A 23,931-nucleotide genomic window follows, 5' to 3' on the forward strand; every position below is an offset into this window, starting at 1 on the left:
CAGGAAGCCCGCCCCGTGACCGACACACCACCCACCCGACACCCGAGGACCCTGCTCAGGAACGGAAACCGGCGGCTCGCCGCCCTCAACGTCTACACCTGGACGATCCCCGCGCTCTCCGCGCGGATCGACGGCGTCACGATCCGCACCTGCCCCGCCGCCGGAGTCTGCGCCAAAGGCGCTTGCTACGCCCTTGCCGGAACGTATCGCTGGTCCAACGTCCGCCAAGCCCACGAGGCGAACCTTCGTTTCGTGGTCACCGACCCGGAAGGATGGGAACGCGCGATGATCACCGAACTCGCCGCCCCGAAGTTCCGGGGCGCCTGGGTGCGCCTGCACGACGCCGGCGACTTCTTCTCCGACGACTACACCCGCGCCTGGATGCGGATCATGCGCACCGCCCCGGACACCCGTTTCTACGCCTATACAAAAGAAGTCCGGCGGCTACGCGAACTCGTCGAGCCCGACCCGCCCCCGAACTTCGCGTGGCGCTTCTCCTTCGGCGGCCGCGAAGACCACCTCATCCGCGACGGCGACCGGGTCGCCGACGTCTTCCCCGACGACGACGCGATCCCCGGCGGATGGCGTAGCCAGCGCGGCGACGACCTCATCGCCGCCGACGACACCGCCCTCGTCGCGATCCCCGCGAACAACCTCCCCGCAGCCCGCCGCGCCCAAGGTGACCGCACCTTCTCCCAATGGCAGGCCGAGGACGACGCCGCCCGCGGCCGCCCCCACTGCACCGACCGCGTCGACCGCGCCCTCCACACCCAGCCCCGGCGCGGCCCGCGCTCCCTGATCCAGCCTGCATCACCACACCGCGCCACACCCCATCTCGCCACGAGCACCGGCGAACCCGACCCCGCCACCGGGGAACTCACCACGGAAAGGAGGCCACCGAGCTAGCAGCGGCCGCGCGGCACCAGCGAACCGCGAGAGCCGCCCGTATACCCCCCTCATCGGGCGCCGCCGTGACCCTCACGGCCCGCACCGCCGTTCGCGGACCCTCACCGCGCGGCCGCCGCTCACCCTCGAACCGCCCCCGACCCGGGAACCAGCCATGATCACCACCAGCCCCGCCCCAGACCTCGACTACGACCTCGCGCGCCTCGCCCGCATGGTCCGCGCCGCACCCGGCATCCTCGACGCCCTCACCTGGTGGGCCGGATTCCCCCTGCACACCCAGCAGGCCACCGAGCCCGTCACCGAAGCCCTCGACCACGCCGACGCCCCACTGCTCGACCTGCCACCCGGAACACCCGTGCTCCGGCGCACCACCCGCCTCACCGCCGCCATGACCACGCCCATCCTCATCGCCGCCACCGTGACCGAGCTGGTCGCCGAACCCGCCCTACGACTCGACGTCACCGCCCGCCGCGCCCTGCACGACGGCGGGCAGCTCATCGAATCCCTCATCGACGGCCTCCACCGCGCCGCCTACCTGGTCACCCGCCCGCAGATCGGGCACCACTACGACGAAGACGGCACCACCCCCGTGATCATCAGCCGCGCCGTCCTCAGCGCCGCCGGGCGGCCAGTCGCCCTCACCACCGAAACCGTCCGGCGGCAGCTCCTCACCCGCCGCGCCCCCGGCGTCCTCCCCCACTACGCCGCCCACCTCCCCACCCCCACCCAGGCCGCACGATGACCACCCGGACCATCGTCCCCGCCACCTACGCCCTCGCGGCCGCCACCGTCGCCACCGGCGCCGCCAACCACGCCGTCACCGGCCTCATGCCCGCGCTCGTCGACGACCTGCACCTGTCCATCGCCATCGTCGGCCAGCTGAGCACCGCGTTCGGCCTCGCCTCCGGGCTCGCCGCACCCATCATCGGCATCCTCACCGCGCATTGGTCCCGCCGCCGCGTCCTGCTCGCCGGACTGCTGCTGACCGTCGCCGGAAACGCCGTCGCCGCCGTCGCGCCCGGCTTCGGACTCCTCATCGCCGCCCGGATCCTTGCCGGGCTCGGCAGCGCCGCCGCCATGGCGGCCGCGCTCGGCCAGGCCGCGGAACTCAACGCGCCCGAACGCCGCGCCCGTGCGATGGCCGTCGTGATCGGCGGCTTGACGCTCGCCCTCGCGATCGCGCCACCTCTGGCCGCGCTCGCCGCCGCCCACCACGGGCCCGCCCCCGTCTTCGCCGCGCTCACCGCGCTAGCCGTCCTCGCGCTCGCCGTCGCCCGGACCGTCCTGCCCGAGCAAGCTCCCGACGCCGCGCCCGTCCCGTTCGCCGGGCACCTCCGCGCGATCACGCTCCCCGGAATCCGCCCCGTTCTCGCGGCGAAATTCCTCATGGCCACCGCCGCATTCATGGTTCAGACCTATTTGACAAACCTTGTTTCATCGTACTCACCTGTGCACATTCTGGCCGCCTACGGAGCCGGGGCCATCCTCGGAACACGACTCGGCGGACGCGCCGCCGACCGACACGGCCCGCGCACCGCAGCGTCCGCAGCGATCACCCTGCAAGCCCTCACCCTCGCCGCCTGGCCCCTCACCGCGCACACAGCAGCCGCCGTCACACTCCCCTTCGCCGCCGGACTCGCGTTCTGGAGTGCACAACCCGCCTACGTCCGCCAACTCGCCGACGCCGCCCGCGACCAGGCCCCCGCCGTCCTCGCGATCGACTCCGGAGTGATGTTCGCCGGAATCGCCGCCGGAGGCCTCACCGGCGCTGCCCAGCCTGTCGAGACCTTCGCGGTATCACTGCCCGTGTCAGGCGTGGTTCTCTCTGTAGTCGCGTTTGGTTGCTTGTACCTGCGAGGGCCACGCGACCGAAGAACCCATGGTGACCAGGGTCGACGCGCGGAAGAGCCTGGAAAAAAGGTCCGAAAAACTCCGCGAGTTCTTGAGCGTGTCGCATTTTCCGGCCGGAAAAATGCGATAGAAAGATCACCATGAGTACGCGTAAGCCCTCCGCATCCCCGGCCAAGCCTGGGCGGCCGTCGAAGGACTACGAGACCGAACTCAAGTTCGGCACGTATGCCCATCTCAAGGCTGGAGTGAAGACCCTCGCCAAGGCCTCCGGGATGAGCGTGCCCGAACTCCTCAACTCGCTCGTTGAACGCGAGATCAAAGCCAACCCGCAGGGGGTGTTCCTCAAAGCAGCGTCGTGATCACTGGCCCGGACGGGCCGACCGACTAACTGAAGAGCAGCACCGGCACCCGGAAAGACAAAACCCGCCCTCTTGGGGCGGGTGACAGCGGACGGGGGACCGAGGACACATCGGCTATTGGCGTAGCCGGGTCCTCTTCTTCTGTTGCGCGCTTCTCCGGGCCGACTGTTAGAGCAGTCAACTACCGGTGCCCCTGTACCCAGGAGGCTTGCCTTGGACGGCAGCTTTCAGGGTAGCGCACGCCCTTCACACATTTCCAGCACTTCCCCCGACGACACGCGGACGGACTATGCCGTCATCCGTGATGCCGTCGGCATCAGGGCCGATGGTGCGCTCATCGACCCTGCCCACCATGCCCGGTCACACGTGCACGCTGACCAGGCCATTCCGGCATGACCACCGCCGAATGGCTCCCGCACGCCGAGGCATGGCCCCCGCATGGCACCGACGAACTCGCCGACGCCGCCGATCCACACGATCAACACGGAAACGTCTTCGCCGACGAGAAGGGCCTTGTCGACCGCACCCTGATGACCCTCGGTGTGCGGTGGACGAAGTTGCGCTGGATGCCCCGCAGCATCCGGATGCGGCTCTTCCGCGAGATCGTCGGCCGCCGCGACACGATGCCGTCCGGAGCCCGAACCTGCTGGGAAGGCGCCACGGTGTGGCTGGACGAGGTCCACGCCCTCATCGACGCCCAGCCCTGGCAACAACGCCGCCGAGACACCTGGACCGCCGTCGCGCAGCTCCTCGCCGAATCCACCCGCGACGGAATGCGTCCCCTCACCGAGATCAGCCACGAGGCGATCGCCACCGCGCTCGACGTCTCCGACCGCTACGTCCACACCATCACGCGATGGCTCATCGAGCGCCGACTACTCGGACAACTGCTCTCCGGGACCAGGTTCCCGCGCATGGACATTCCCCAAGACGAGACCCGCGCCGAACACCGCGCCCGCCTCGCCCGCGAGAAGGCAGCCGAACAGGCCCGCCGCCGCCAGCGGGAACACGCCTTCGCCCAAGCCCGCGCCGAACTCGACGCCGTCCGCGACGGCCTCCCCGTGCCACCGTCCGAACTGGACCCCTACCGCGAATTCCGCGCCGCACAACAAGGAAACGCCGAGCCTCCCACGCTGATCAACCTCGCCAGCGTCTACGAACTCCGCCTGCCCGACGACACTCCCCCGCCACCGGAACCGACCAACGTGATCTCCCTCAGCGATGCCCGCCAGCGACGCCTAGCCTCCGGAACCTCCACCGTGGACCCGCACGGCGACAGCCACACAGCCGTGACCAGCGGGAATCCCGTCGGTCCAAAAAGTTCTAGCCCAACGCCTTTGGGGGAAGATTTAGGGGTTACTCCAGATAGACAGTGCAATGTGGATAAAAAGGGACGCGCTTCGCGCGGCTCAGACAAGAAGGGGTCGACTCGATTTAGCGGGTCACATCGAGAGGTAACACGGCTCTCAGTCGCTCAGCGGACCGCACAGGCCCTCTTACGGGGTCCTGTCGCGGGCTGGTGGGAACAAGACACCTCCCTGCCAGACAAGCTCACCCAGGGAGTCACCGCCGCATGGCTCGCGCGCGAGGTCGATCCCCTCGTGTCCGCCGGATGGGACCCGCTCGAACTCGCCTGGCACATCACAACCAAGGGCGGCCAGTGGTACTACCTCCCCACCCACATCCCCAACCCGCCCGGCTGGATCCGCGCATCCCTGCGCGCCGCTATTCCCGCTGTCCGGCCATCAGCGAAATGGGCAGCTGACGAGGCCGCCCGCGAAGGAGCCGAGCTAGCCGAAGAACGGGAAGACGAAGTGAGCCGCCATGCATGGCTGCGCAGCCTGCGCGAGACCGCCCAACAGCGTCGCCACGGCCGCGCCCGCCGCGCCGCCATCGACGCCTGCGACCTGTGCGACGAGGGCGGATGGCTGCCCGAGGAAGACGAAATCGGCGTCGTCCGGTGCAACCACGACCCCGAAACCGGCGGCTGGTGAGGCCCTACGCCGGTGGTTCAACCATTCCGAATGGTTCGGACCACCAGCCCGCGGACCGCAGTGCCTGCTCGCGGTGATCAGCGAGGCCGGATGATCCAGCCTGGATCATCCGGTGCCCGCGAGCGCCGCATCGAGGACCCGCCCCACCTTGTGCGGCACCCGCTCCCCGTCCGCGTGCAGGTACCGCTGAGTCGTCCGAAGGTCCGCGTGACCGAGAAGCAACCGGATCTCCTCAGGATTCGCGCCGGCGTCCAAGGCCTGATCGGCCGTGCTGTGCCGGGTCGCGTGCGGCGTGATCTGCTCGACGATCTCGCGCGGCAAGCCCGCGGCCTCGGCGACCCGGCGCAGCAACCGGAAGATCTCGAACCGCGATACTCGCTTGCCCGTGCGGGTCATCAGCAGCGGAATCCGATCCCGGGCGCCCGCCTGGCCGCGCCGAACCACGACCTTCAAATCCGGGCGGCTCTCCAGATACGCCAGCAGCCGCACAGCGGCCAGGTCCGCGAGTTCCAGCGCACGCGGCCGCCCGCCCTTTCCCTCGAACTGGAGCCGGTGTTTTCCTTGCCGTGTAACGAGATTGTGCAGCGATAGGTCGCAGCACTCCCCCACCCGGATACCGGAAACGAGTAGCAGCGCCACCGTGGCAGAGTTCCGCAATCGCATCGGACCCGCCAAGTGGTCGGCGGTGCTGATCATCGCCGCAGACTCCTCCGGAGCCAGGACGATCGTCGGTGACTTGGGAGGCAGATAGATCCCCTGCGCGGCCGCCGACACCTTCGCCGCCGGCGACCTTTCCACCACGCCCCGATCCTCCAGGAACGCGTACCAGGACCGGACAGCCGCCAGCGCCCGCCCCCGCGAGTTCGCGCTGTACCCGTCATCCTTGAGCGCCTTCACCCACCGGATCACCTCGATTTCCGGCGCCTCCAACGGATTCACGCCGCGTGAACGCAGCCAGCCCCACCAGCTCTTGCCGCCGAGCAGCGGCGACCGAGCCCGGCCCTTGTGCGGATGATCCACCGGAAGGCGATACCCGAGATCCCGGCCATAGCCGCGGGCCGTGTCCTTCGACTTCGCTTGCAGCCGCTCCAGCCACTCCTTGGTCTCCTTGATGAGTCGGCCCTCCAGCTCCTCCCACCCACTACTGGCCCCGCGCAGCACCAGCGCACCCGTCGCATCCACCACCTGAACCGCCGCCCTTTGGTCACCGGTGATGCACGCTGCATCACCCGCTGAACACCCAGCCACTTCTACCACGCCGGGCCGACAAGTTCGTCTGAGAGTTTCGATAATAGGCATTATCAGAACATCGGGCCGCCCTGATGAGGTGATCTTTCAGCGAAGGATCACCCTGGACTGTTTCGTCACTGTGACGTTACTTGTGATGCAGTCTGCATAAGTTTTTCCGGGTTTGCTCAAACCTAGTTTGATCTCTACGGTGTGCCCGATGAACAACAGCAAAGGCCCCGCACTCACCGCGGCGCAGAAGAAGGCACTGGCCGAAACGGCGGCCGCCTCCAAGGCGGTCAACGACGCGAACGACGAGTTCGAGAAGGCCTTGCTCAAAGCAGCACGGCTCGGCCTCACCCAGCGCACCATCGCGCCCCACACGCACATCACCCAGTCCACCGTCTCGCGCACCCTCGGCAAACTCGGCTGGACCCCGCCATCCGACTGACCTCTTCGCACGTCCGCGACCAACGCGGCGACCACACGTGTTTCGACCCTGGGAGCCGTGGCGCGGGGACCGCCTCGTCGGCACCGCCGACGGTGACCACGACCCCGACGCGATCGCCGCGGTGCTCGAGGTCTGGGCAAAGCTCCTCAAACTCGAACCGCGCGCGTACGGGGGCCTGGATCGCTGACCTTCATGTCTCCCAAGGCATCCACTCGCCTCCCTGTCGAGATCTGGGGCGACGTCGACCGCCAGGTGCAGGAGCGCACCGAGCGGTAGATCCGCGGGATGTGCCCGTGAGGTGATCCACCCTGCATCACCTCCATTTGAGGCGCCCATATCCACTCAACGCGCGGCCGCGCCGCTCACCTGTGGCGCCGGTGGTTCTCCGAGTTGTCGCGAACGAAGTGCCGTAGCCCACCCGAGCGCGCTCGCCGAGGCGGGCGAAGACCTCCCCTCGCCGCGCTCGCTGCCCCTGGGGGCCGGGGATCGAGCCCGAATGGCGCCAGCCTCACCCGTCCGGCGTAGCGAGCCCGGCCGAGCGCCGCCGACCACGACGACGGTCGTCCCCGACCTACCGGCACCCCCCCCATTCATTCATTACATTCGTTTCAGATACATAAATGGATAGAATGCTATGAATTAAATGAAATGATGCTACGATGAAGTCATGACCGAGGATGGCGGCGCGGGCCGCACGGGACGGGCGAATGCGCTGGAGACCGGCCGTGAGGCGGTGCGCGCGGCGATCGCGGGAGCGGTCGACGTCCGCGCGATCACGTCGGAGACGGGCGAGCAGTATCTGGCGGAGATGCAGCAGCTTGGCGACGAATACGCCCTGCATGAGTGGGTTCAGGGCTACGAGATGCTCGCGCCGAGGATCTGCCGCTACCCCGGCTGTTTCGAGCCGCCGCGCCCGCGCACGGAAGGCACGAAGGGCGGCGCCCGACCTCAGTACTGCGAGGTGGTGCGGGACGCGCACGGCGAACCGGCGCACACGGCGCCGAAGAGTTTCGCGTTCCGGCGGCAGCTGGAGGCGGGCGGGCCGCGGGAACCGGTCGCGGCCGAGGCGTCGAACTCGGTGGACGCGCGGCCGGTGGCGTCGGCGAGAGCGATGGTCCCCGCGACCGTGGAACGGCTCGCCGAGCTGCTAGAGGGGCAGCAGGCAGCGATCTCCGGACACCTCGACACCGTCCGCCGGTCCATGGCGCTACTCGGTGACGACGAGGCGCGGCAAGTCGAGTTCGAGGCGATCCAGGCCGAGGCGGACAAGAAGATCAGGACCGCGCAAGACGAGGAGCGCCAGGCCAACCAGCGGGCCCGGAAAGCCGAGGCCGAGGCCGCCCGTGCGGCAGCGGCCGAGCGGGAGGCCCTGCAAGCCGCCCAGGAGATGGCCGAACTGGTCGAGCAGACCGAGAACCGCCGGGCCGAGCAGGAAAGCCTCGACCAGGGCCGGGTTGAGAACGCCCAGCAGGCCGAGCAGGCGGCCGTGCAGGCGATGGAGACCGCGAACCAGCGCGCCACCGCCGCCGAGGCCGACCGCGACAAGAAGGTGAAGGCCGCCGAGGACAAGGCGACCGCCGAGATCCGGAAGGCGAACGAACTCGCCGACCAACGGGTCAAGGCCGCCGAGGACAAGGCCGCCAAGGAGATCAAGGCCGCCAACGACGCCGCCAACCAGCGGGTCAAAACCGCCGAGGCCGACCGTGACAAGAAGGTCAAGGCCGCCAACGACGCCGCCGAGGCCGCCAGGAAGGACCGCGACGAAAAGGTCGGGGCCGCCGGCGCCGCAACCGCGCGGGCCGAGCAGGACGCCGCCAACGCACGCACCGAACTCGGTCTCGCTCGCGAGGACCTGACCGCCGTTCGTGCCGAGGTCCAGAACGTCCGGACGAAGCTTGAGGAGGAAGTCGGCCGCACGACGGGTTTCCGCGAGGACCTGGCGACGGTCCGTGCCGAGTTGAAGGCCGAGCAGGCCGGGCGCGAAAGGGACGCCGAGGCGGCGAGGGCGAGGCTGGAAGAAGCCCGCGCCGAGACCGAGCGGCGAGTCACCGAGGTTTCCGCGCTCAAGGACGCCCAGCTCGCCGACCTGCGCACGCAGTTACGCGCCGCCGACGACGAAGACGAGCGGACGGAACGTCAATGATCGGCGATGTCTCCACCTGATTTTTCCGTTGCGCGCCAACGACACGATCGGGGCCCTCATCGAGTTTCGGGAGCCGCGCGGCGGCTACGACCACTGGCTTCGCGTTCGCGCGATGCAGCGTGGATCACCCGATAGCCGACAGTTACGTCGCGCGGCCGCTGCGGTGAGCAGCCCGGCACGGCGCGCAGTGACCGCCCTGCCGGGCCCCCGAGGCTGTGCCGCAGATCTCCGCGCGGCAGGTCTCCGCGAGCACCTGCTCCAGCTTGTCGCGGAACTCCGGATCCCAGCGGGCCCGGCCGTAGACGCCGTTGGTCGTCTGGCCCACGACGGCCGCGGCTTCCGACAGCCGGAGACCGGCGCGCAGCTGCGCGAACAGGATCTCGTGGTCGTCGACGTCGAACTCGGCTTCGCGCAGCGACCGCCGCCACGACGTTATCTCGGCGTTGTGCGCGGCGCGTGCCGAGTCGTCGCGGTCGCCTTGCCGCCAGCGGGAGACGTCCGCGTAGACCATGGGCATGTGTTCCTCCATAGGACTGAAGAAGAGGCAACCCCTGCTCAGGCAGGGGACGACGTCCAGAGCTGGCGGTGCGACGAGGCAGGCCAGGGATCAGCCCCACTCAGGTGGGGAACATGCAAGTCCGGATAGTACTCAAAGGCCGGTCGTCGTTCCAGCCGCCGCCCTTCTGTGGCCGCGCTTCCAAACCCGGACCACAACCCCGCCGGGCGATCCAGCCTGCATCACCCGGAGCCGACCGCGCCTCTCCCCCGCTGAAACCTGCGGCGCCGAGCCGGGCGCGATTCACCGGGCAGCCCCGCCCCGAGACGGGCCATCAACGCCGTCATCACGGTCACCAAGTCGTCCAGCGCGGCCCTGGCCTCCAGGCGGCGGGCCGCCAGCCTCTCCGCCGAGCGTCCCGACTCGTCGACGGCGGTGTCCATCGCGAACACCGCCCCCACGGCCCGAGCGACCTCAGAACCCAGCCGTGGCACCAGGACCGCGAACTGCGACCGCGGCCTAGTGATGGCGTTACGCGTCGTCAGCGATGCCGCCAGCGCGGCGTCAATCTCGTCCTGGCCGCCCCTGACTCGCGCCGCCTCCAGGTCCCACATCGCCACGTAGTGCGCCTCCAAGGCGTGCATCAGATCGCCGAAGATCTTCACGACCTCCACCTGCCACTCATGCACCCGAGCCGCTTTGTCCGCCTTGCCCTTCAGCACACTCCCCAACACGGTGCCGCTCACAGTCCCCGCCAGCGTCGCCGCCACCGTCATCACAGCCTGCCAAACCGGCATCAACGATCTCCTCCTACGATCAGTGCAGCCAGATGACTTCCTGAACGACGATCAACCAGGAGGGCCGACGCCGCCGAACTCGAGCGAATCGAGTCCGAACTGGACAGGTCCCCGGCAAGCCGCCAAAGGACGCCAAGCAGTCGACCGCGAAGCGGTAGGTCCCGACGTAGCCGCCCTCCCCCAGCTGAAACCAGCGGCGCCAAGCCCGGGAGCCGGGTGGCTGATCACGGCTACGGGGCCGCGCCGGGGTCAGTAGTCCGTACGCCAGGATGGCGGCTCGCCCTCGCTGATCACCTGCCGGATGACCGGGTCGTCGCCCAGCGCGGGCCCCAGCTGGGCGACGACCCGCCAATACAGCTCCCGGCCGTAACGGCGGAACAGCGGGTAATCGTGCGCAGTCTGTAGTGCGGCGATCAGCACCAAGGCAGTGAAAGGACCGATCTCCACCAGCGTGCGTTCACCGTCAAGTTCGCGCTGGCGTAGCTCGCGAAGCAGGTCAGGGTCAGGGTCATCGGGCACGGTAGCGAGCCTATCGGTGATACTGGCGTTCTCACGGGCACGCTCCGGTCGTCCCCAAGCGCCCCCCCACGATGGTCGGCCGCCTGCGTGCAGACAAAGACGCCTAGCTCAACGAGCTACGCGCACAACTGCACACTGCGACAGAGGACGGCCGAAGATCGGCGGTAACCGCCGATCTTCGGCTTCGCAGCACCCACCGGACACACCAGGACATTTCGTCACGGTGACGAAAGGCTTATCGGTTCGCGGCGCCGCAAACAGGCAGCCGACCGTGATGCAGGCTGGATCACCCCGGCCAGTCACCGAGAAAGATAATCCGCGATTCGAGCGCCCGGCCCGGATCCCTCTCGGCCAGGGCCTGGTCACGATCGCGCTCCGATACCTTGCGCAGCACCGCACCCGGACTTTCCCGGGTTTGCGAACAGCACCAGCCCAGCGTGGTGCTCAAGAGATACATCCCGCGATCACCCTCCTCCGCCAGGCCCAGGAGAAACCCGGCATCCCCGGGCGGGAACACCTTCGTGAGTGCCTCCTCGAACTGGGTCCTTCTACGGCCGCTCTTGAGCCACCACGTCCGTCGTCACCATCACCACTTCTCCCCTCTGCCAACGATTTCGCGCACTACCGCGCCGACTCAGCGATCCGGCGCAACAACAGCGCCGTCCGATCCGGAGACCCCGGCGCCACACACGGCACAAGCTCCCGCGTCACCGGATCCAGCTGACCCCGCCACTGCTGAGCCAGAAGCCGCACCATCACCGACGGAGACGACGCCCGACGGGCCGAACGACGCTCCAGATAGCCCGGATCGATCTCCCGGTCCAGCAGCAGCGTCCCCCACGGCTCGGCATCCCTCGCGCCCGGATAACCACCCTCAGGATCCAGCTCACGGAGCCCGGAGAGCTCCTCCTCTGCCCACGCGATCAGCCGCTTCCCCCGCAGTACCGGCCGAATGCGGGCGACCCCGTCCGACTTCTCCACCGCGGACTCAGGTACCCACTTCGCACGCGGACCGACCAGCCGGATCGTGACGTCGATCAGCTTCCGCCCATCCAGACCAGCGACCCGGACCCGGGCGGCGGTCGCCGGCCGTCGACGACCGGACTCGGAGACCGGCGGCTCATGCAGATCCCGCTGCACCACCACCGCCTCCGGACCAGCCAGCAACGCCGCGACGTCCGCCGCGCCCTGGGCCCGCAACTTCTCAAGCCGCGCCTGACGCCGCTTCAGCAGCACCACGTGACGGCACGCCGGACACAACCGCCGCTCATCTCCAAACCCGACCTCGGCAAGCGACAACTGACACCGCGCCCCGCACTCACCGCACACCCGCGAATCCCCACGGCCGCGGAGCTGTGCTCCGCTCGACCTCGTCGGCGGGCATTGCGCGACCTCGAACAGATCGAACACATCCGAGCGCCCCCGATAGTTCGAAGCCTCCACCCGCGCGGCGGGCTGCACCCCCTCGCACGTCCGGGGAAAGTCCAGATCCGCCAACGCCGTCTTCGTCAACAGACCCGCCGGTACGCTTCGCCACCCCGTGTAGATCTTCACCGGCCATCCCCCGGCAGCGCCCGCCGCCCGGCGGGCAGCTCGGCGCGGTCGGCCCGGACCGCTGTCGCCGTCACCGGCCCAATCGGCCTCCGCTCGACACTCGCGTAGCGGCGAACCTCGCCCTCACAATCCGCCCCATACCGCCGGGACCTCGCCCGAACCTTCCACTCACCTCCCAAGGTTCGTAACACCGCGTCAATCTCCGCGTCCTCGCCAACCAGGCGCAAATCAACTGTCACACTGATCACAATACCGTGTATGTCAAGCAGAAAATGGCAGGTCAAATGGTATGGAGTGGCCATTTATCTATACAGATAAATGGCGCTAGTGTCCTGCTAGCGATCCTCTACGCGGCGTGCTGCCGCCCGGATGACGTCACCGACCGTTACTATCTTCTTTTGAAGTTGCGTCTTCTCGTCATACTCGGCCTTCGACAGCCGCCGGTCCTCAGCCACTTTCGCCAGAGCTTCCAAACGGCGAATCGTCGACTTCGACGTACCCCAAACCGCGCGCCGCAGCAGATCGGCCACGTCTTCGGGAAGACTCACCACGAGCCGTTCCGGCAGTTCACCGCGCGAGCCGTAGCCGACTCCGCGAGGATGGCCGCCCAAACTCGCGTACCCGGGCGGAACCGGCCCCCACGACTTCTCACGCCAGCCGCGGGCCTCCAGCTCGACCAGGAGCTGATGCGAGATCACCGCAGAAGATGTGTCGTTGTGGAGGCCCTCCCGTCGGCGCCGGTCCCGCTCCAGCGCCAGCTCGCTACGCGCTTGCCTGCGCAGGGTCGGATCCGAAATCTTCCGAACCGCTCCCAACTGCTCCCCCCACCACTCCAGAGCCTCCGGCGACTCGCCCAGCACGAACGCATCCAGCCGCGCCAGCACCCCGGCACCCACCGCCACGACAAATTTCTGCTGCTGTTGACGCCTCGCCATGGCGCCAAGTTTACTCAGTATCTGTACAGATACTGAGTACCCGGTTGTTCGACGCCGGTGATCCAGCCTGCATCACGCTGACACGGGACAGGTAAGCGGATTCCAGCGTGCCGACGCCACCTGTCCGACGACCAGCGGGGCCCGATCTCGTCGGTTCCCCGCGTCGCGGCCAGCGAGAGGCGGTGGTCGCCGACGCCGGTCTCCTCGGCGCCGGAATCGGGCTATGGCTAACTCGCTCCGGTCTCCTCCGGACGACGGCCGAGAACGGGACCGCGTACTTCGCCGCCGCGGTGCTCGGCCTCGTCCTGGTCGACCTCGGCGCGCCGGACACCACCATCTCGGACCCCAACGGCCGCGGCGTCGAGCCGGTCGATCAGGCCACCAGAAAGACGCTGACCTCGCTCGGTTGCGACTGACCCGCGATCGTCATTTGTTCCGCCGTGATGATCCAGCGTGCATCATCACGGCGGAGGCGAGTTCCCGACGTACCGAACTCGAGCGCCAGGCCGAGGCTCGTCCCGCCGCTACGTCGCTTCGGGAAAGGCGGCGACTTGGACGTCGAGGCCGGTCGAGCGAATCATCGCCGCAAAATCTTCCAGCCAAACCAGCGCAGCGCGCCGAGGATCGGCGCCGGCGTCGTGAGGGTAGACCATCCACACAGGCGATCCCAATGGTAGACCGTGTCATCCCCCGCGCCACACCGCCACATCGCCGCCGTCGCAGCCAAAAGCCCCGTCGACCAACGGGGAGCACACCAGGCCCGCAGTCTACGGGCGGCACGTTCCCGACGACGCCCGGCCTCTCCAACCGCCTGGCGAAGCTACCAACTTCGCCAGGCACACCAGTGATGCACGCTGGATCGGTGCCTTGGCACGGATCCAGCGTGCCGACTCCATGGCGATCATGACCTAGTCGTCAACTACCTGCTTGCGTACCGACTCGGGAATGTCTTCCCACTTGACTTCATTCTTCCGGGCGATCGACCGCAACGTGTCTTCCAACAGACCAGGGTCGACACCGAGATTGATGGCGTCCTCAACCGCCAACTCGGCTTGCTCCACCCACTCGCGCAACTTGGCGACCCTGCTGATGAGCGGAAGAAACGTCTGCTCAGCGTTCCGGGCTGCCAGCTGCAAACGGGCTCTGCTCGCAGGCTCGACAGAAGACGCCCTTCCACTACCTGAACTCTTTCCCTTGCCGGTCCCCGAACCCTTTCCCCTGTTGGTTCGAGAACCCCGGCCTCCGCCGCCGTCCGCCGACTTGCCGCCGGTGTCACCGTCCGAACCCGAATCAACGTCCGAGCCCCGCTCATCCTCGCGATCGTCATCACCATCGGCCTCAGCCTCCGGCCCCGGGTTTTGGGACGGCTCGGTAGCGCTGGGGCCGCTTCCGGGCGGCTTCGGCAGCTGCGAAGCACTGACGCGAGGCCGCTGGCCAGGGGGTGTCAATGCAGCAGCAGCTTTCGAGGCGGTAGTGGAACTGGTCACTGCCCGTTCATCTCCATGTCGTGATCGAAACCTGCGTCTTATGCGGCAAGAAGTTCTTCGGCAACGAACTCGTAGCCGTACAGGCGAGTGGGCACCGTGTGAGCGGCACGAGTAACCATACCGTTGTTGGGAATCCGTGTCTTCATCATCGATATATTGACCGCTGACAGAGCGTCCTCAACGGTACCTGTCAGCTTGGAACCTGTCATGACCCGCACAAGGAGTACCTGACAGGGAATCTTCCTGCCCTGTTCCTCCTCCACCTCGTTTACATACTCGACCACAGGAGTGACCTGTTCGGCCACGAGCATACTCGGTTCCGTGGGAAGGATGATGCGATGACTGAGTCTGGCGATCGTTTGCAGAGCATCAGGATCTGCCGGTCCACCGTCGATGATCGTGAACTCTTCCGTGCTGCCGTGCACCAGGCCGTACAGCTCTTCGGGCGTGTTGGCTGGCTCCACAAAGTAGTTCTCAGGCCAGGGCCGATACGCACCAGCGGTCAGACTCAGGTGGTCCTGCGCCTTCTCTGCCCAACTGACTGCCGAGTGAAGAGCATCGTAGGAAACTACCCGAACCGAGTGCCCGAAACGGGACAGGGCGTGTCCGAGAAGAATGGCGCACGTGGTCTTGGTAGTACCACCGCCCTTGAGATGGGTACTGCTGATCACATTCGTGTGAGTAGGCGGTAACCAACCGGCGTACGGGGACGTCATGTGTGAGCACCTTAGGGGATAGGAGAGATGTTTGACAACAGGGGGACTAGAGCAGGGCAGAAAAAGTGAACTTGCTGCGCTACCGCGTGTGTGCGCACACACGTTCCAGCGCGTACCGCGCGGTACGCAGCATGCACGCGGTACGCGCGTACCCGCGCGGTACGCGCGTACCGCGCACGAAATACCATGCTCGTCAACCGAAGGTTCGCGCGGGTGTCGGGTCGCTGGCCGCGACACCCGCTTTTGTCACTGTGACGAAAGCAGGTTCGAGTGTAGGGGTGGAGAAAGGTGCTTTTGTTGCTGTGCAGGCAAACTAGGCAGCAGCAACGCGGGTTGGAGAATGGTGCGGAGACTGCCCGCGTGAGCCTGGAAACAGGGGAGGCAACGGCGGCTGTCAAGGTCCCGGCCGCCGGAGAGGCACCGCGGAACAGGATCGAGCCACCGAACGACGCCCAGGAGTCGACTTCCGCCCGGCGATGACGTCGATCGGCGGCGGCGCCGAGGTGAATCAGCGACCTTCCACGGCGAGCGTTCAACCCAGACGGCACCCCGCATACGGGCGTGGAGACCGGTGATCCCGCGTGCATCATCCGACCCGCGACACTCGGCAGCCTCATCAGTTCCGCAACTCCTCCCCGGTCCTGTCCGTGAAGAACGTGCCCGCGCGGTACTCCACGAGACGCGTTGAGCCTAAGCGGTCTGGCCGTCCGAACCACGCCGGGTTCACATGCCACCGCCGTCGCCGGGTCTTGCAAGACGAACAACTCGCCGGCGGGCGGAGCGTCTCACGCGCCGCCTTCAGCGGCCACCAGACCCGCCATGGCGAGCTGCTCCACAAGTTCGTCACCAAGAGCGCCGGTCACGTCCCGCTGATCCTGCGCGTCCTGATCGCCATCTCATACGCCAGCATCCCGCCGATCGTGGCCGCGACCACCCGACGGGCACGCGGGTAGCGCTCCAAGCAGACGGACCGACGGCAACGCTCCCCAATCGGCAGCACCATCCCATTCAGTGCGAGCCTGTCGACCACCTCGCCAGCGGTCGCGCTGATCACCGCGAACCGCTCGGCTGCGTCCGTCGACGCCAGCAACGACCGCAGACCGCACGAGAAGACGCCGATGGCGATCAGGCGCGCTCGTTCGCGCGGGTCCTCCTGCCCGACCGAATCCCTGTGCACGGACCCTCTCCCCCACCTCATCAAACGCGGCCGCAGACTCTCCCGGCCCGCATTCATCATCGGCAGACACGATCGAACCTGAACGGGCCCGCAACACCTGAGGAGACGGGGTGGGCTCCATCGGAGGTGTCTTCTGTCAGTTTGACCTTAGCCATTCCAACGTCGTGACCTGCGGCGACTCAAGTTCAGTGACAGAGATCGGGTGGACATCGGAACCCAGTGCTGTCGCTGAGCTGGATGGCTCGGATCGATGGCAGGTGGCTCGGCGTCACTGGCAACGGACACCCGCCTCCCCGCGGATGCGATGCCACCCGGAACGCAGGCTCGCCGCCCTATTCGTCACCGTGACGAAACACGCTGGTATATCCCGTCATTACTCTCCCGCCTCCTCCACTCCTCGGCTTCGGTAAACACGGTCTCGAGTACGTTCCCAGCTTTCGGCGGCGCAGTCTCCACCTCTTCATGCAGGTAGAGCGTCCGAAATCAAAATCTATCTATACAGATAGACACCCCGGCCGACCATCCCGCCGAAACCCGGACCACCACACCGCCGGCCCCCGCGCCTCCGCGTAAGCCCGCTTCGCCTGCCGTGCGTAGTCCTCGCGAACAGTGTCGTCGAGGATCGACACCGGCGCGATCACCAACGTGTCGTACTTGCCGTAGACGTTCTCCGACACGGTCGCCATGCCCCGCGCCGCATCCCTCAAGGCCTCAGCCAAGCCCTGCTTAACCGCGCTATCCCCCTTGCGGATGAGCCTTGCCAGATCTATTCCGCGCGCCGTCGCCATGGCCTTCCATTGGTCAGGCGGCATCGCCGCAGCGACCAGCCGCCCGCGGTTCGAGATCACCACCAGATGCTTCTGCTTCTCTGTCAACTCTTTGAAATCGCCCCAGTTCAACCGCACCCACGTCGTGGTTCTCAACATGCCTCAATCTTACCATTCTAACCACTCTTGGGCAATTGGACGCCCCTTCCCCGCGGACCGGTCCGGACTCGAGTCGATCCGGTCAACCCTCAAAAGCCTTCTTGCGTACTTCCAGCCCGCTCACCCTGCGCAGCTCCCGCCGCTCTCGACCCAGCGGGCGCTTGCTGGCACCACTGCAACCGCACCAGGCCGTGCCGTCCTTGAGATGAAGCGCCGCGGGTAAGGGCGAAAAGAAGCTCGGCGGCACCTGAGCTGGACCGGTCGCGTCCGAAGCGGAAAAGAAGGGGGGCGATTGTAATCGGTCGCCCACCCCAAATGTCAAGAGATGGCACGGCTCAGGCAGTTGCTCACCTCGCGCCGGCCATCTCTTGACATTCGGGTCCCCTGCTCCCTGGGACAGGAGATAAGGACAGGCTCCGCCTGTCCCATTGTGCCGCCCCCCTTCTTTTCCGCTTCTCTGCCTCACCTCACCTCCAAAGACAAAACCGCCCGCACCGCAACGAGTTCTCCACCGAAGCGGCCAGCATTGTCCACGCGCGACCGTCCGCAATGGACAAACAACGCACCGAATTGTGATCCGGGGCACAGTCGAAAGAGAGTGGTTAGAATGGTTAGAATGGTAAGATTGAGAGGTAAGCAAGACAGACACCAGAAAGGAACAGGAAGTGACCGAACCCCAGGCCACGGAACGGAAAGCCGATCGGGCGTACGACTCCAAGGCGTACGTCAAGGAGGTGGCGAAGCAGCTCACCGAGGGAGGCTTTGAAATCGCCCACTTCCCCGACAGCGGAACGCCGTACTTGGTGCACAGGTTCACCGGGCTGACTCTGACCGCGCTGGAAGACACCACCCAGATCCGCTACCCCGCCGGATATGGCGGGCAAGGGGAAGCCCTGGTCGAGCTGACCCGCGCGACGAACGTCTACGCCGTCGCGGACGCCGTCGCCGCCCTCACCAAGAGGCTGGAAGATCGCCGCCGCGCCCCCGTGATCCCGCGTGGATCACACATCCGCCAGTGGTAGCCACGCCCCACCAGCCGCCCCAACACCAAGACCCAGGAAGGACCGACATGACCGACACGACCCCAGACCACGAGTCCACCACCAGCCCGAAAACCCCCGCCGCGCCGCTCGACGGCCGCGCGCACAGCTTCGGGCGCACCCTCGCGCACTTCACCACCGACGAACTCCGCGACGAACTGGAACAGCGTAAAGAGGTGGCGCGCGACCTGAGTATGGAAATGACCGCGTTCGGCCTGCTGCTGGCGGGACACGGTTTCGTGAACGCCGTCTACCTCGACGGCACCCCGCACCTGGTGAACAACGCCACCGCCGTGACCATCCGGGGCCACGAAGAAACCTTCCAGCTCTACTACCCCACCACCCACGGGGAACGCGCCTACGCCCGCGCCGAGTTCACCCGCGCGACGACCCATCAGACCGTCGCGGAAATCGCGGCCGCCATCAGCAACGTCCTGAATTCGGCGGGCGGCCCCGAGGGGATGCGCCTCTCGCCGTCCGCAGACAACCCGGACACCACCCGCAACTAGCGCCCCGGACCGGGGTGGCTCACCTTCCACAGTTCCCCGCCCCGGTCCGGGCTTCTCCTCCGCTCAACAAACGAAAGAGAACCCCATTATGGTCTACCTGTACGACCGTCTCCCCGTGCCCGTCTACCCGCCCGCCTTGCAGGTCGGTGACGTGCTGGACTTCCTCCCCCTCTTCCCGTTCCCATCGATCTTGCTCGGCGTTGAACGGGTCAGCGAAGGCCTGCTCTACCGGCTCACCCTGCACAACCTCACGGAACAGCCCCTCTTCCCGAGCGATCAGCCCTTGCCGCTGATCCACGGACTCCGCGCGCAGAAAGTCCACTGCGCGCGATGCTCGCTCAAATACGAAATCGTGTTCGACGTCGCCGAGACGAACGCCGCACAGCTCACATGTCTGGTGTGCCCGCGATGAGCAGGCATCTACTCGTAAACCCCATCACCGGCGAGTCTGATCTCCGCCCGGACGTTCTGGAAATGCTCGTGTTCCTGAGCGCCCTCACCGGCCACCAGGACAGGACCGCCGCCCGCATCCAGAACTCCGTTGTTCTTTCCGGTAGGTCCTACCTCACGCGTGAGCACCTTCGCGCTCTGCGCGACGTCGCCGAGTCCAACGCGAGGCAGGCACTCCTCTACGCCCAGGAGTATCCGGGCGGATATGACGGCGAGTCCGCCGGAACCGCGTTGCTGATCATGCAGACCACCGAGAGCATCACGCGGCAACTCGCGGGTGAACTCGGCATTCCGGATCACCGAGGCGATCACGAGATGCTGGCTATCTGCGACGCCGTGACCGCCGTGTACGCGTCCTTCCGTATCTGTCTCGGTCGCGACGCGGCCGAAGAACGGTACGCCGCAGCCGTCCGCGCCGCGAGCGCCGTCCGCCCCGGACCGCGCCAGCCCGCGACCGAAGTCATTTAACCCCAACCCTTTTCGTGCCGGAGGTGCGGCCACGGCCGCACCTCCGGGGGAGGAGGCCGCCCGAAATGGGACGCCGCCAGTACACCGCAGAAGAACGCGCCGCCGCCGCCGAAGAAGAAGACCGGTTGGTGACCAGCGCGGAACGACTGATCGCCGACCCCGCCGCCATCGAGCGTTTGATCGCGCGCCTAGTGCAGTACCGCAGCCCCCGCATTCTGCGTTTCTCCATGCGCAATCAGGCCATGCTGACGAAGCAGGCCGACGAACGCGGGACCACCCTCACCGACGTCGACACCATGAACGGATGGAGCGACCGAGGCCGCGCCGTCCGGGAAGAGGAGTGGTGGAACGGGTACAAGGTCACCGTTCCACGGGGCGCCGAAGTCGTTAAGGACGACGACACCCCGAACGAGCCCGCCCAGGACCACGGCGAGGGTGACGGTGAGACGAAGACCCGCAACCGCTACCGGATGCGCCCCTTCTTCGATATCTCGCAAACCGACGGTGTGGACGACACGATGCCCGGATTCGGGCCGTCCGCAGTGAAGGACCCCGCCCAGGTCCTTCGCGAAGCACTCACCGACCAGCTCGAACGGTTCGGGTACACAGTTGTTGTCGCTGACGTCCCCGCTGCCGAGGTGAATGACGACGCCACCCCGCCCACCGTCACCGTCCCCGCCGACGACGACGTGACCGGCCTGGCGAAGGCGCTTGCGTCGGTCCTCAGCCGCCCCGACGACGAGCGGCCGCCGATGCGTCCGCCGTCCAAGGCCCCCCGCAACGATGCGGACTGGATCACCGATCTCCCGGAGGGGATGCGACACGCACGGCTCAAGCCTCCGGACCCGTACAAGTCGTTCACGGCATGGGTGATGCCCCATCCGGCCAGCGGAGTCGTCACGTACAAGGTGACCGGCGCGCGTCTCGCCGGAACGTTCACCGTCCACAGTGCCGACGCCGCCCACCACCCGCACCACACGGCCGCAACGATCAAGTTCGGGGACTGGTCCGACTACGACGCGATCAGCGTCGAGAGCGCGCCCGATCTCCCCCGCATCAACAACGTCGAGGTACACGCGACCGGATCGAACATCACCCGCGAGCGGTTGCGGGACGTCGACGGCCGCCGCTACGTCCGCGCACGCCGCACGACCGGACTGCGTACCACCGAGGAGGCACCGCAGAAGACCCGAGACCGCGCCGCCGCCATCGCCCGCGCGTGTCTCTCCGACTACTTCCGTCGCGACGACTTGGAAGAACTCCACGAGGCCCGCGCCCGCATCGAGGCACCGCACCTCTACGCCGATGCCGCCCACCGGGCGGACGTGTTGGAAATACACGCCGCGAAGGTCGCCGCCGAGGCCGAAGAGGCCGCCACCGAGGCACTGAGGTACGCGGCATTGATCGCCGTGCCCGAGGAGGATCGGTGAACACACAACAGCACTTCCCCACAGGACCAGGACACAACGTGCTCGTCGTGCTGGTCTTCACGTGCGGCCACCGCAGCAACGTTCGGGTGCCGATTGAGTGCGTCGCTGCCAACCCGTTCTACCTCCGCCCCGGACAGGTCTTGCCGTGTGCGGAGTGCGGTTCCGGGTGGGACAACGCATGGCACCCCCGCAAGAAGATCACGACCACCCTGTACGGCTACGACTGTCGGAAGTGCGGCGACGGCCAAGCGCCGGACGTCCACCAGGAGCGCCCGCAGAACCGCCCCTACCAGCACCACCACGACGCGCCCGAGCACGGCCCGCACACCCTCGCCGGATACGCCATCGTGCGAACCAGCGTTGATGAGGACGTTCCCAAGGTCGAAGAAGTCGACTGGATCCCCGGAGCCGACAGCTACCCGGAGGCGTTCGCGGCCGTGTGGGAGTGGAACGACCGTGACCCGGACGCCGGACCCCACGTGATCGTGCCCGTCCACACCGACGGATGCCGCCGCGACCACCGCTGATCCAGCCCGCATCACCGAACCGGTCCGGGGGTGGAGCGGACCCGATCCGCTCCACCCCCGCAGGCCCACACCCGTTGAGACACAAGCAAAGGACCATCATGACCAGCACCGCCGATCTGTTCAATACCGACTCCGTAGAGAACGCCTTGCGCGACGCCACCCCCGCCGACGACGTGACCGAGGCCGCCGCGCCGGAGAGTGCCGGGTTCGGCGACGACACGGCCGACCGAAACAGCAAAGTCGTGTTCCTGGACCCGAAGAAGGTTGCGCCGCACCCGTTCAACGCACCCTCCCGATCGGTGGCCGACCCGAAGGACCCCGAGTACGCCAAACTCAAGGAGGACGTCAGCAAGCAGGGCGGAAACCGTGTTCCCGCCTTGGTTGTCACCAAGGCAGCGTTTCTCACGATTCGCCCCAACTGCGCGGATGAGCTGGAAAAACTCTGGCCGGGTTACACCCACGTCGGTGTGTACGGCGCGCGTCGCCGGATTGTGGCCATCGAGACGCGCACGCCGTTCAAGGCCGAACTTGACGACAGTGTGATGCAGGATGACGGCGACCTGGTAGCCCTTGCCACCGAGAACAAGCACCGCAAGAGCTTCAGCGAACTCGATGAGGCCCTGATGTACAAGAAGTCCATCGACGCCGGAGTATCACAGCGCCAGCTGGTCAAGATCCTGCCCGGGGTTTCTCAGCCCACCATCTCGCGCCGTCTAGCGCTGCTGATGTTGGTACCCGAGGTCAAAGACGCCATGCTGGGCCGTAACAAGGCTTTCAAGGACGTCAACAACAACCCGAAGAAGCTGCCCGGGGCGGAAGCCGCCATCATCGGGGGAAAGCTCCCCTACGGCGAGCCTGACAAGACCAAGAGGCCGACGAAGAAGAACTTGGTAGTTCCCGAGACCACGCGCGCCCGCTATGAGGCGCAACTTGATGCACTGAACCGGATTCACACCAAGGGAGACAACGCCACCGACGCGTGCGAGTACGTCACCCGAAAGCTCGCAGGGCTCGCCGAAGCTCGGAAGGCTAAGGCGAAGGTGGTCGAGTCCGCGTGGAAGACGATCGGTGTTGACTACCTCAGTCACAGGGTCACCGACAGCGCCGCCCTCAAGAAGGCCGCCGAAAACAAGACTCTCATTGCCGAGACCTCAGACCGCGACGGAGCAATCTCCTACTACACGACGGCGAAACCGAAGCCGAAGTCGACGCCGAAGCCGACGTCGACGTCGACGTCGACCAAGCCCGCGCCGACAGCCCGCGAGGACGCAGCGAAGCAGGAGGCAAAGCGGGAGAAGGAAGCCCGTGAAGGCCGCTGGGAAGTCCTGATGAAGATCGCCAAGAAGCAACCGTCAGCCGACGACCTATTCGCTTTGATGTGTCGGCAGGCACACAACGGGATGGGACAGACCGCCGGTGGTGGTCTCGGTGGTGGCATCGCGGAAAAGCTGTGCCATCAGGCCAACATCGGGCCGAACTTCGGAAACGAATGGCGAGCGCAAATGGCGGCCAACACTGATCCCGCAGTGGACAAGATCGGCGCATGGGTCAGGGCACTTGGTGCCATGGAGTTCACCGCCCGCCAGAAAGAACGCACATGGGACGGTCTGGACCTCGCCTACTTCGAGATCCTGGCTAAGCGCGGGAAGCACGAACCCACCGAGTGGGAAGAAGAGCGGTTGGCGAAGGCCCGCCACAAGATCGAGGAGGCCGCCAGGGCTGAGAACCCCGACGACGCCGACGAGGACGCCGACGACGCCGACGAGCCCGACGAGGACGCCGACGACGCCGACGAGGACGCCGACGACGCCGACGACGCCGACGACGCCGAAGCTGACACTGCGGAGGACGCCGACGAGGCCGACGAGGACGCCGACGACGCCGAAGCTGACACTGCGGAGGACGCCGACGAGGCCGACGAGGACGACGCCGACGACGCCGAAGCTGACACTGCGGAGGACGCCGACGA

At 66.9% G+C, this 23,931-nt stretch carries 27 protein-coding genes; 16 read left to right on the plus strand and 11 right to left on the minus strand.

All coding sequences use genetic code 11. The features are described from left to right. The first annotated feature begins 15 nt into the window (after positions 1-15). The 5 genes from BS329_RS43660 to BS329_RS38855 all read left to right on the plus strand — a co-directional run bounded on the left by BS329_RS43660 (position 16) and on the right by BS329_RS38855 (position 5,110). Entirely contained in the window at positions 16-906 is an 891-nt protein-coding gene (locus BS329_RS43660; protein WP_076168256.1) for a GP88 family protein, read from the plus strand. Positions 907-1,060: 154 nt separating this feature from the next. Next, entirely contained in the window at positions 1,061-1,648 is a 588-nt protein-coding gene (locus BS329_RS38840; RefSeq protein ID WP_076168258.1) for a hypothetical protein, read from the plus strand. Continuing rightward, positions 1,645-2,901, plus strand: a complete 1,257-nt coding sequence (locus tag BS329_RS38845) for an MFS transporter (RefSeq protein WP_076168260.1) — start codon at positions 1,645-1,647, stop codon at positions 2,899-2,901. Before BS329_RS38840 ends, BS329_RS38845 begins: the two co-directional genes overlap by 4 nt. Further along, positions 2,898-3,116: a hypothetical protein gene (locus BS329_RS38850; protein ID WP_076168262.1), complete on the plus strand. Its 219-nt coding sequence runs from the start codon at positions 2,898-2,900 to the stop codon at positions 3,114-3,116. Before BS329_RS38845 ends, BS329_RS38850 begins: the two co-directional genes overlap by 4 nt. A gap of 392 nt (positions 3,117-3,508) precedes the next feature. Then, a complete protein-coding gene (locus tag BS329_RS38855; RefSeq protein ID WP_076168263.1) occupies positions 3,509-5,110 on the plus strand; it encodes a hypothetical protein in 1,602 nt (533 codons plus the stop codon). A gap of 105 nt (positions 5,111-5,215) precedes the next feature. On the opposite strand, the gene BS329_RS38860 is transcribed toward BS329_RS38855, so the two are convergent. Next, positions 5,216-6,292 carry a tyrosine-type recombinase/integrase gene (locus BS329_RS38860; RefSeq protein ID WP_158075881.1) on the minus strand — a complete coding sequence of 359 codons (1,077 nt, stop codon included), beginning with the start codon at positions 6,290-6,292 and terminating at the stop codon, positions 5,216-5,218. 265 nt (positions 6,293-6,557) lie between these two features. Here BS329_RS38860 and BS329_RS38865 point away from each other — a divergent pair, with 265 nt between their 5' ends. From BS329_RS38865 to BS329_RS38870, 3 genes are all read left to right on the plus strand, one after another. Next, the gene (locus tag BS329_RS38865) at positions 6,558-6,788 is read left to right on the plus strand and encodes a sugar-binding transcriptional regulator (RefSeq protein WP_076168266.1); all 231 of its coding nucleotides are present in this window, start codon (positions 6,558-6,560) and stop codon (positions 6,786-6,788) included. A gap of 37 nt (positions 6,789-6,825) precedes the next feature. Further along, entirely contained in the window at positions 6,826-6,975 is a 150-nt protein-coding gene (locus BS329_RS43665) for a hypothetical protein (protein ID WP_158075882.1), read from the plus strand. Between the two features lie 480 nt (positions 6,976-7,455). Then, entirely contained in the window at positions 7,456-8,931 is a 1,476-nt protein-coding gene (locus BS329_RS38870; RefSeq protein WP_076168268.1) for a coiled-coil domain-containing protein, read from the plus strand. A gap of 142 nt (positions 8,932-9,073) precedes the next feature. Here BS329_RS38870 and BS329_RS38875 read toward each other — a convergent pair whose 3' ends face one another. From BS329_RS38875 to BS329_RS38905, 6 genes are all read right to left on the minus strand, one after another. After that, positions 9,074-9,448 carry a hypothetical protein gene (locus tag BS329_RS38875; protein ID WP_143253406.1) on the minus strand — a complete coding sequence of 125 codons (375 nt, stop codon included), beginning with the start codon at positions 9,446-9,448 and terminating at the stop codon, positions 9,074-9,076. A gap of 221 nt (positions 9,449-9,669) precedes the next feature. Then, positions 9,670-10,224, minus strand: a complete 555-nt coding sequence (locus BS329_RS38880; protein ID WP_076168272.1) for a hypothetical protein — start codon at positions 10,222-10,224, stop codon at positions 9,670-9,672. Positions 10,225-10,473: 249 nt separating this feature from the next. Further along, positions 10,474-10,743: a hypothetical protein gene (locus BS329_RS38885; protein WP_076168273.1), complete on the minus strand. Its 270-nt coding sequence runs from the start codon at positions 10,741-10,743 to the stop codon at positions 10,474-10,476. Between the two features lie 286 nt (positions 10,744-11,029). After that, complete coding sequence (locus tag BS329_RS43670; protein WP_158075883.1) at positions 11,030-11,191, minus strand: hypothetical protein; 162 nt, start codon at positions 11,189-11,191, stop codon at positions 11,030-11,032. 173 nt (positions 11,192-11,364) lie between these two features. After that, entirely contained in the window at positions 11,365-11,979 is a 615-nt protein-coding gene (locus BS329_RS38895) for a hypothetical protein (protein ID WP_143253407.1), read from the minus strand. Positions 11,980-12,632: 653 nt separating this feature from the next. Continuing rightward, complete coding sequence (locus BS329_RS38905; protein WP_076168280.1) at positions 12,633-13,232, minus strand: hypothetical protein; 600 nt, start codon at positions 13,230-13,232, stop codon at positions 12,633-12,635. A 107-nt stretch (positions 13,233-13,339) separates the two neighbouring features. Here BS329_RS38905 and BS329_RS38910 point away from each other — a divergent pair, with 107 nt between their 5' ends. Next, positions 13,340-13,648 (plus strand): hypothetical protein, encoded by a 309-nt coding sequence (locus BS329_RS38910; protein WP_143253408.1) that lies wholly within the window; start codon positions 13,340-13,342, stop codon positions 13,646-13,648. A 492-nt stretch (positions 13,649-14,140) separates the two neighbouring features. On the opposite strand, the gene BS329_RS38915 is transcribed toward BS329_RS38910, so the two are convergent. The 4 genes from BS329_RS38915 to BS329_RS38930 form a co-directional block, all read right to left on the minus strand. Continuing rightward, the gene (locus BS329_RS38915) at positions 14,141-14,368 is read right to left on the minus strand and encodes a hypothetical protein (protein WP_076168283.1); all 228 of its coding nucleotides are present in this window, start codon (positions 14,366-14,368) and stop codon (positions 14,141-14,143) included. Between the two features lie 389 nt (positions 14,369-14,757). Continuing rightward, positions 14,758-15,390, minus strand: a complete 633-nt coding sequence (locus BS329_RS38920; protein WP_143253409.1) for a ParA family protein — start codon at positions 15,388-15,390, stop codon at positions 14,758-14,760. A 904-nt stretch (positions 15,391-16,294) separates the two neighbouring features. Beyond that, positions 16,295-16,612, minus strand: a complete 318-nt coding sequence (locus BS329_RS38925; RefSeq protein WP_076168286.1) for a hypothetical protein — start codon at positions 16,610-16,612, stop codon at positions 16,295-16,297. 494 nt (positions 16,613-17,106) lie between these two features. Beyond that, positions 17,107-17,538 (minus strand): hypothetical protein, encoded by a 432-nt coding sequence (locus BS329_RS38930; RefSeq protein WP_076168288.1) that lies wholly within the window; start codon positions 17,536-17,538, stop codon positions 17,107-17,109. A 665-nt stretch (positions 17,539-18,203) separates the two neighbouring features. Here BS329_RS38930 and BS329_RS38935 point away from each other — a divergent pair. The 7 genes from BS329_RS38935 to BS329_RS38965 all read left to right on the plus strand — a co-directional run. Beyond that, complete coding sequence (locus BS329_RS38935; protein WP_076168290.1) at positions 18,204-18,560, plus strand: hypothetical protein; 357 nt, start codon at positions 18,204-18,206, stop codon at positions 18,558-18,560. Positions 18,561-18,607: 47 nt separating this feature from the next. Further along, on the plus strand, positions 18,608-19,087 hold the full coding sequence (locus tag BS329_RS38940; RefSeq protein WP_076168292.1) for a hypothetical protein: 480 nt from the start codon (positions 18,608-18,610) through the stop codon (positions 19,085-19,087). A gap of 88 nt (positions 19,088-19,175) precedes the next feature. Next, positions 19,176-19,499, plus strand: a complete 324-nt coding sequence (locus BS329_RS38945) for a hypothetical protein (RefSeq protein ID WP_076168294.1) — start codon at positions 19,176-19,178, stop codon at positions 19,497-19,499. 62 nt (positions 19,500-19,561) lie between these two features. Continuing rightward, positions 19,562-20,005 (plus strand): hypothetical protein, encoded by a 444-nt coding sequence (locus BS329_RS38950; protein ID WP_076168296.1) that lies wholly within the window; start codon positions 19,562-19,564, stop codon positions 20,003-20,005. 65 nt (positions 20,006-20,070) lie between these two features. Then, positions 20,071-21,435 (plus strand): hypothetical protein, encoded by a 1,365-nt coding sequence (locus BS329_RS38955; RefSeq protein WP_076168298.1) that lies wholly within the window; start codon positions 20,071-20,073, stop codon positions 21,433-21,435. Beyond that, entirely contained in the window at positions 21,432-21,962 is a 531-nt protein-coding gene (locus BS329_RS38960; protein WP_143253410.1) for a hypothetical protein, read from the plus strand. The genes BS329_RS38955 and BS329_RS38960 overlap by 4 nt, the downstream gene beginning before the upstream one ends. Before the next feature lie 98 nt (positions 21,963-22,060). Further along, on the plus strand, positions 22,061-23,931 hold a 1,871-nt coding region (locus tag BS329_RS38965; protein ID WP_076168301.1), incomplete at its 3' end, for a ParB/RepB/Spo0J family partition protein.

It is taken from the genome of Amycolatopsis coloradensis (genome assembly GCF_001953865.1).
GTDB classification, from domain to species: domain Bacteria; phylum Actinomycetota; class Actinomycetes; order Mycobacteriales; family Pseudonocardiaceae; genus Amycolatopsis; species Amycolatopsis coloradensis.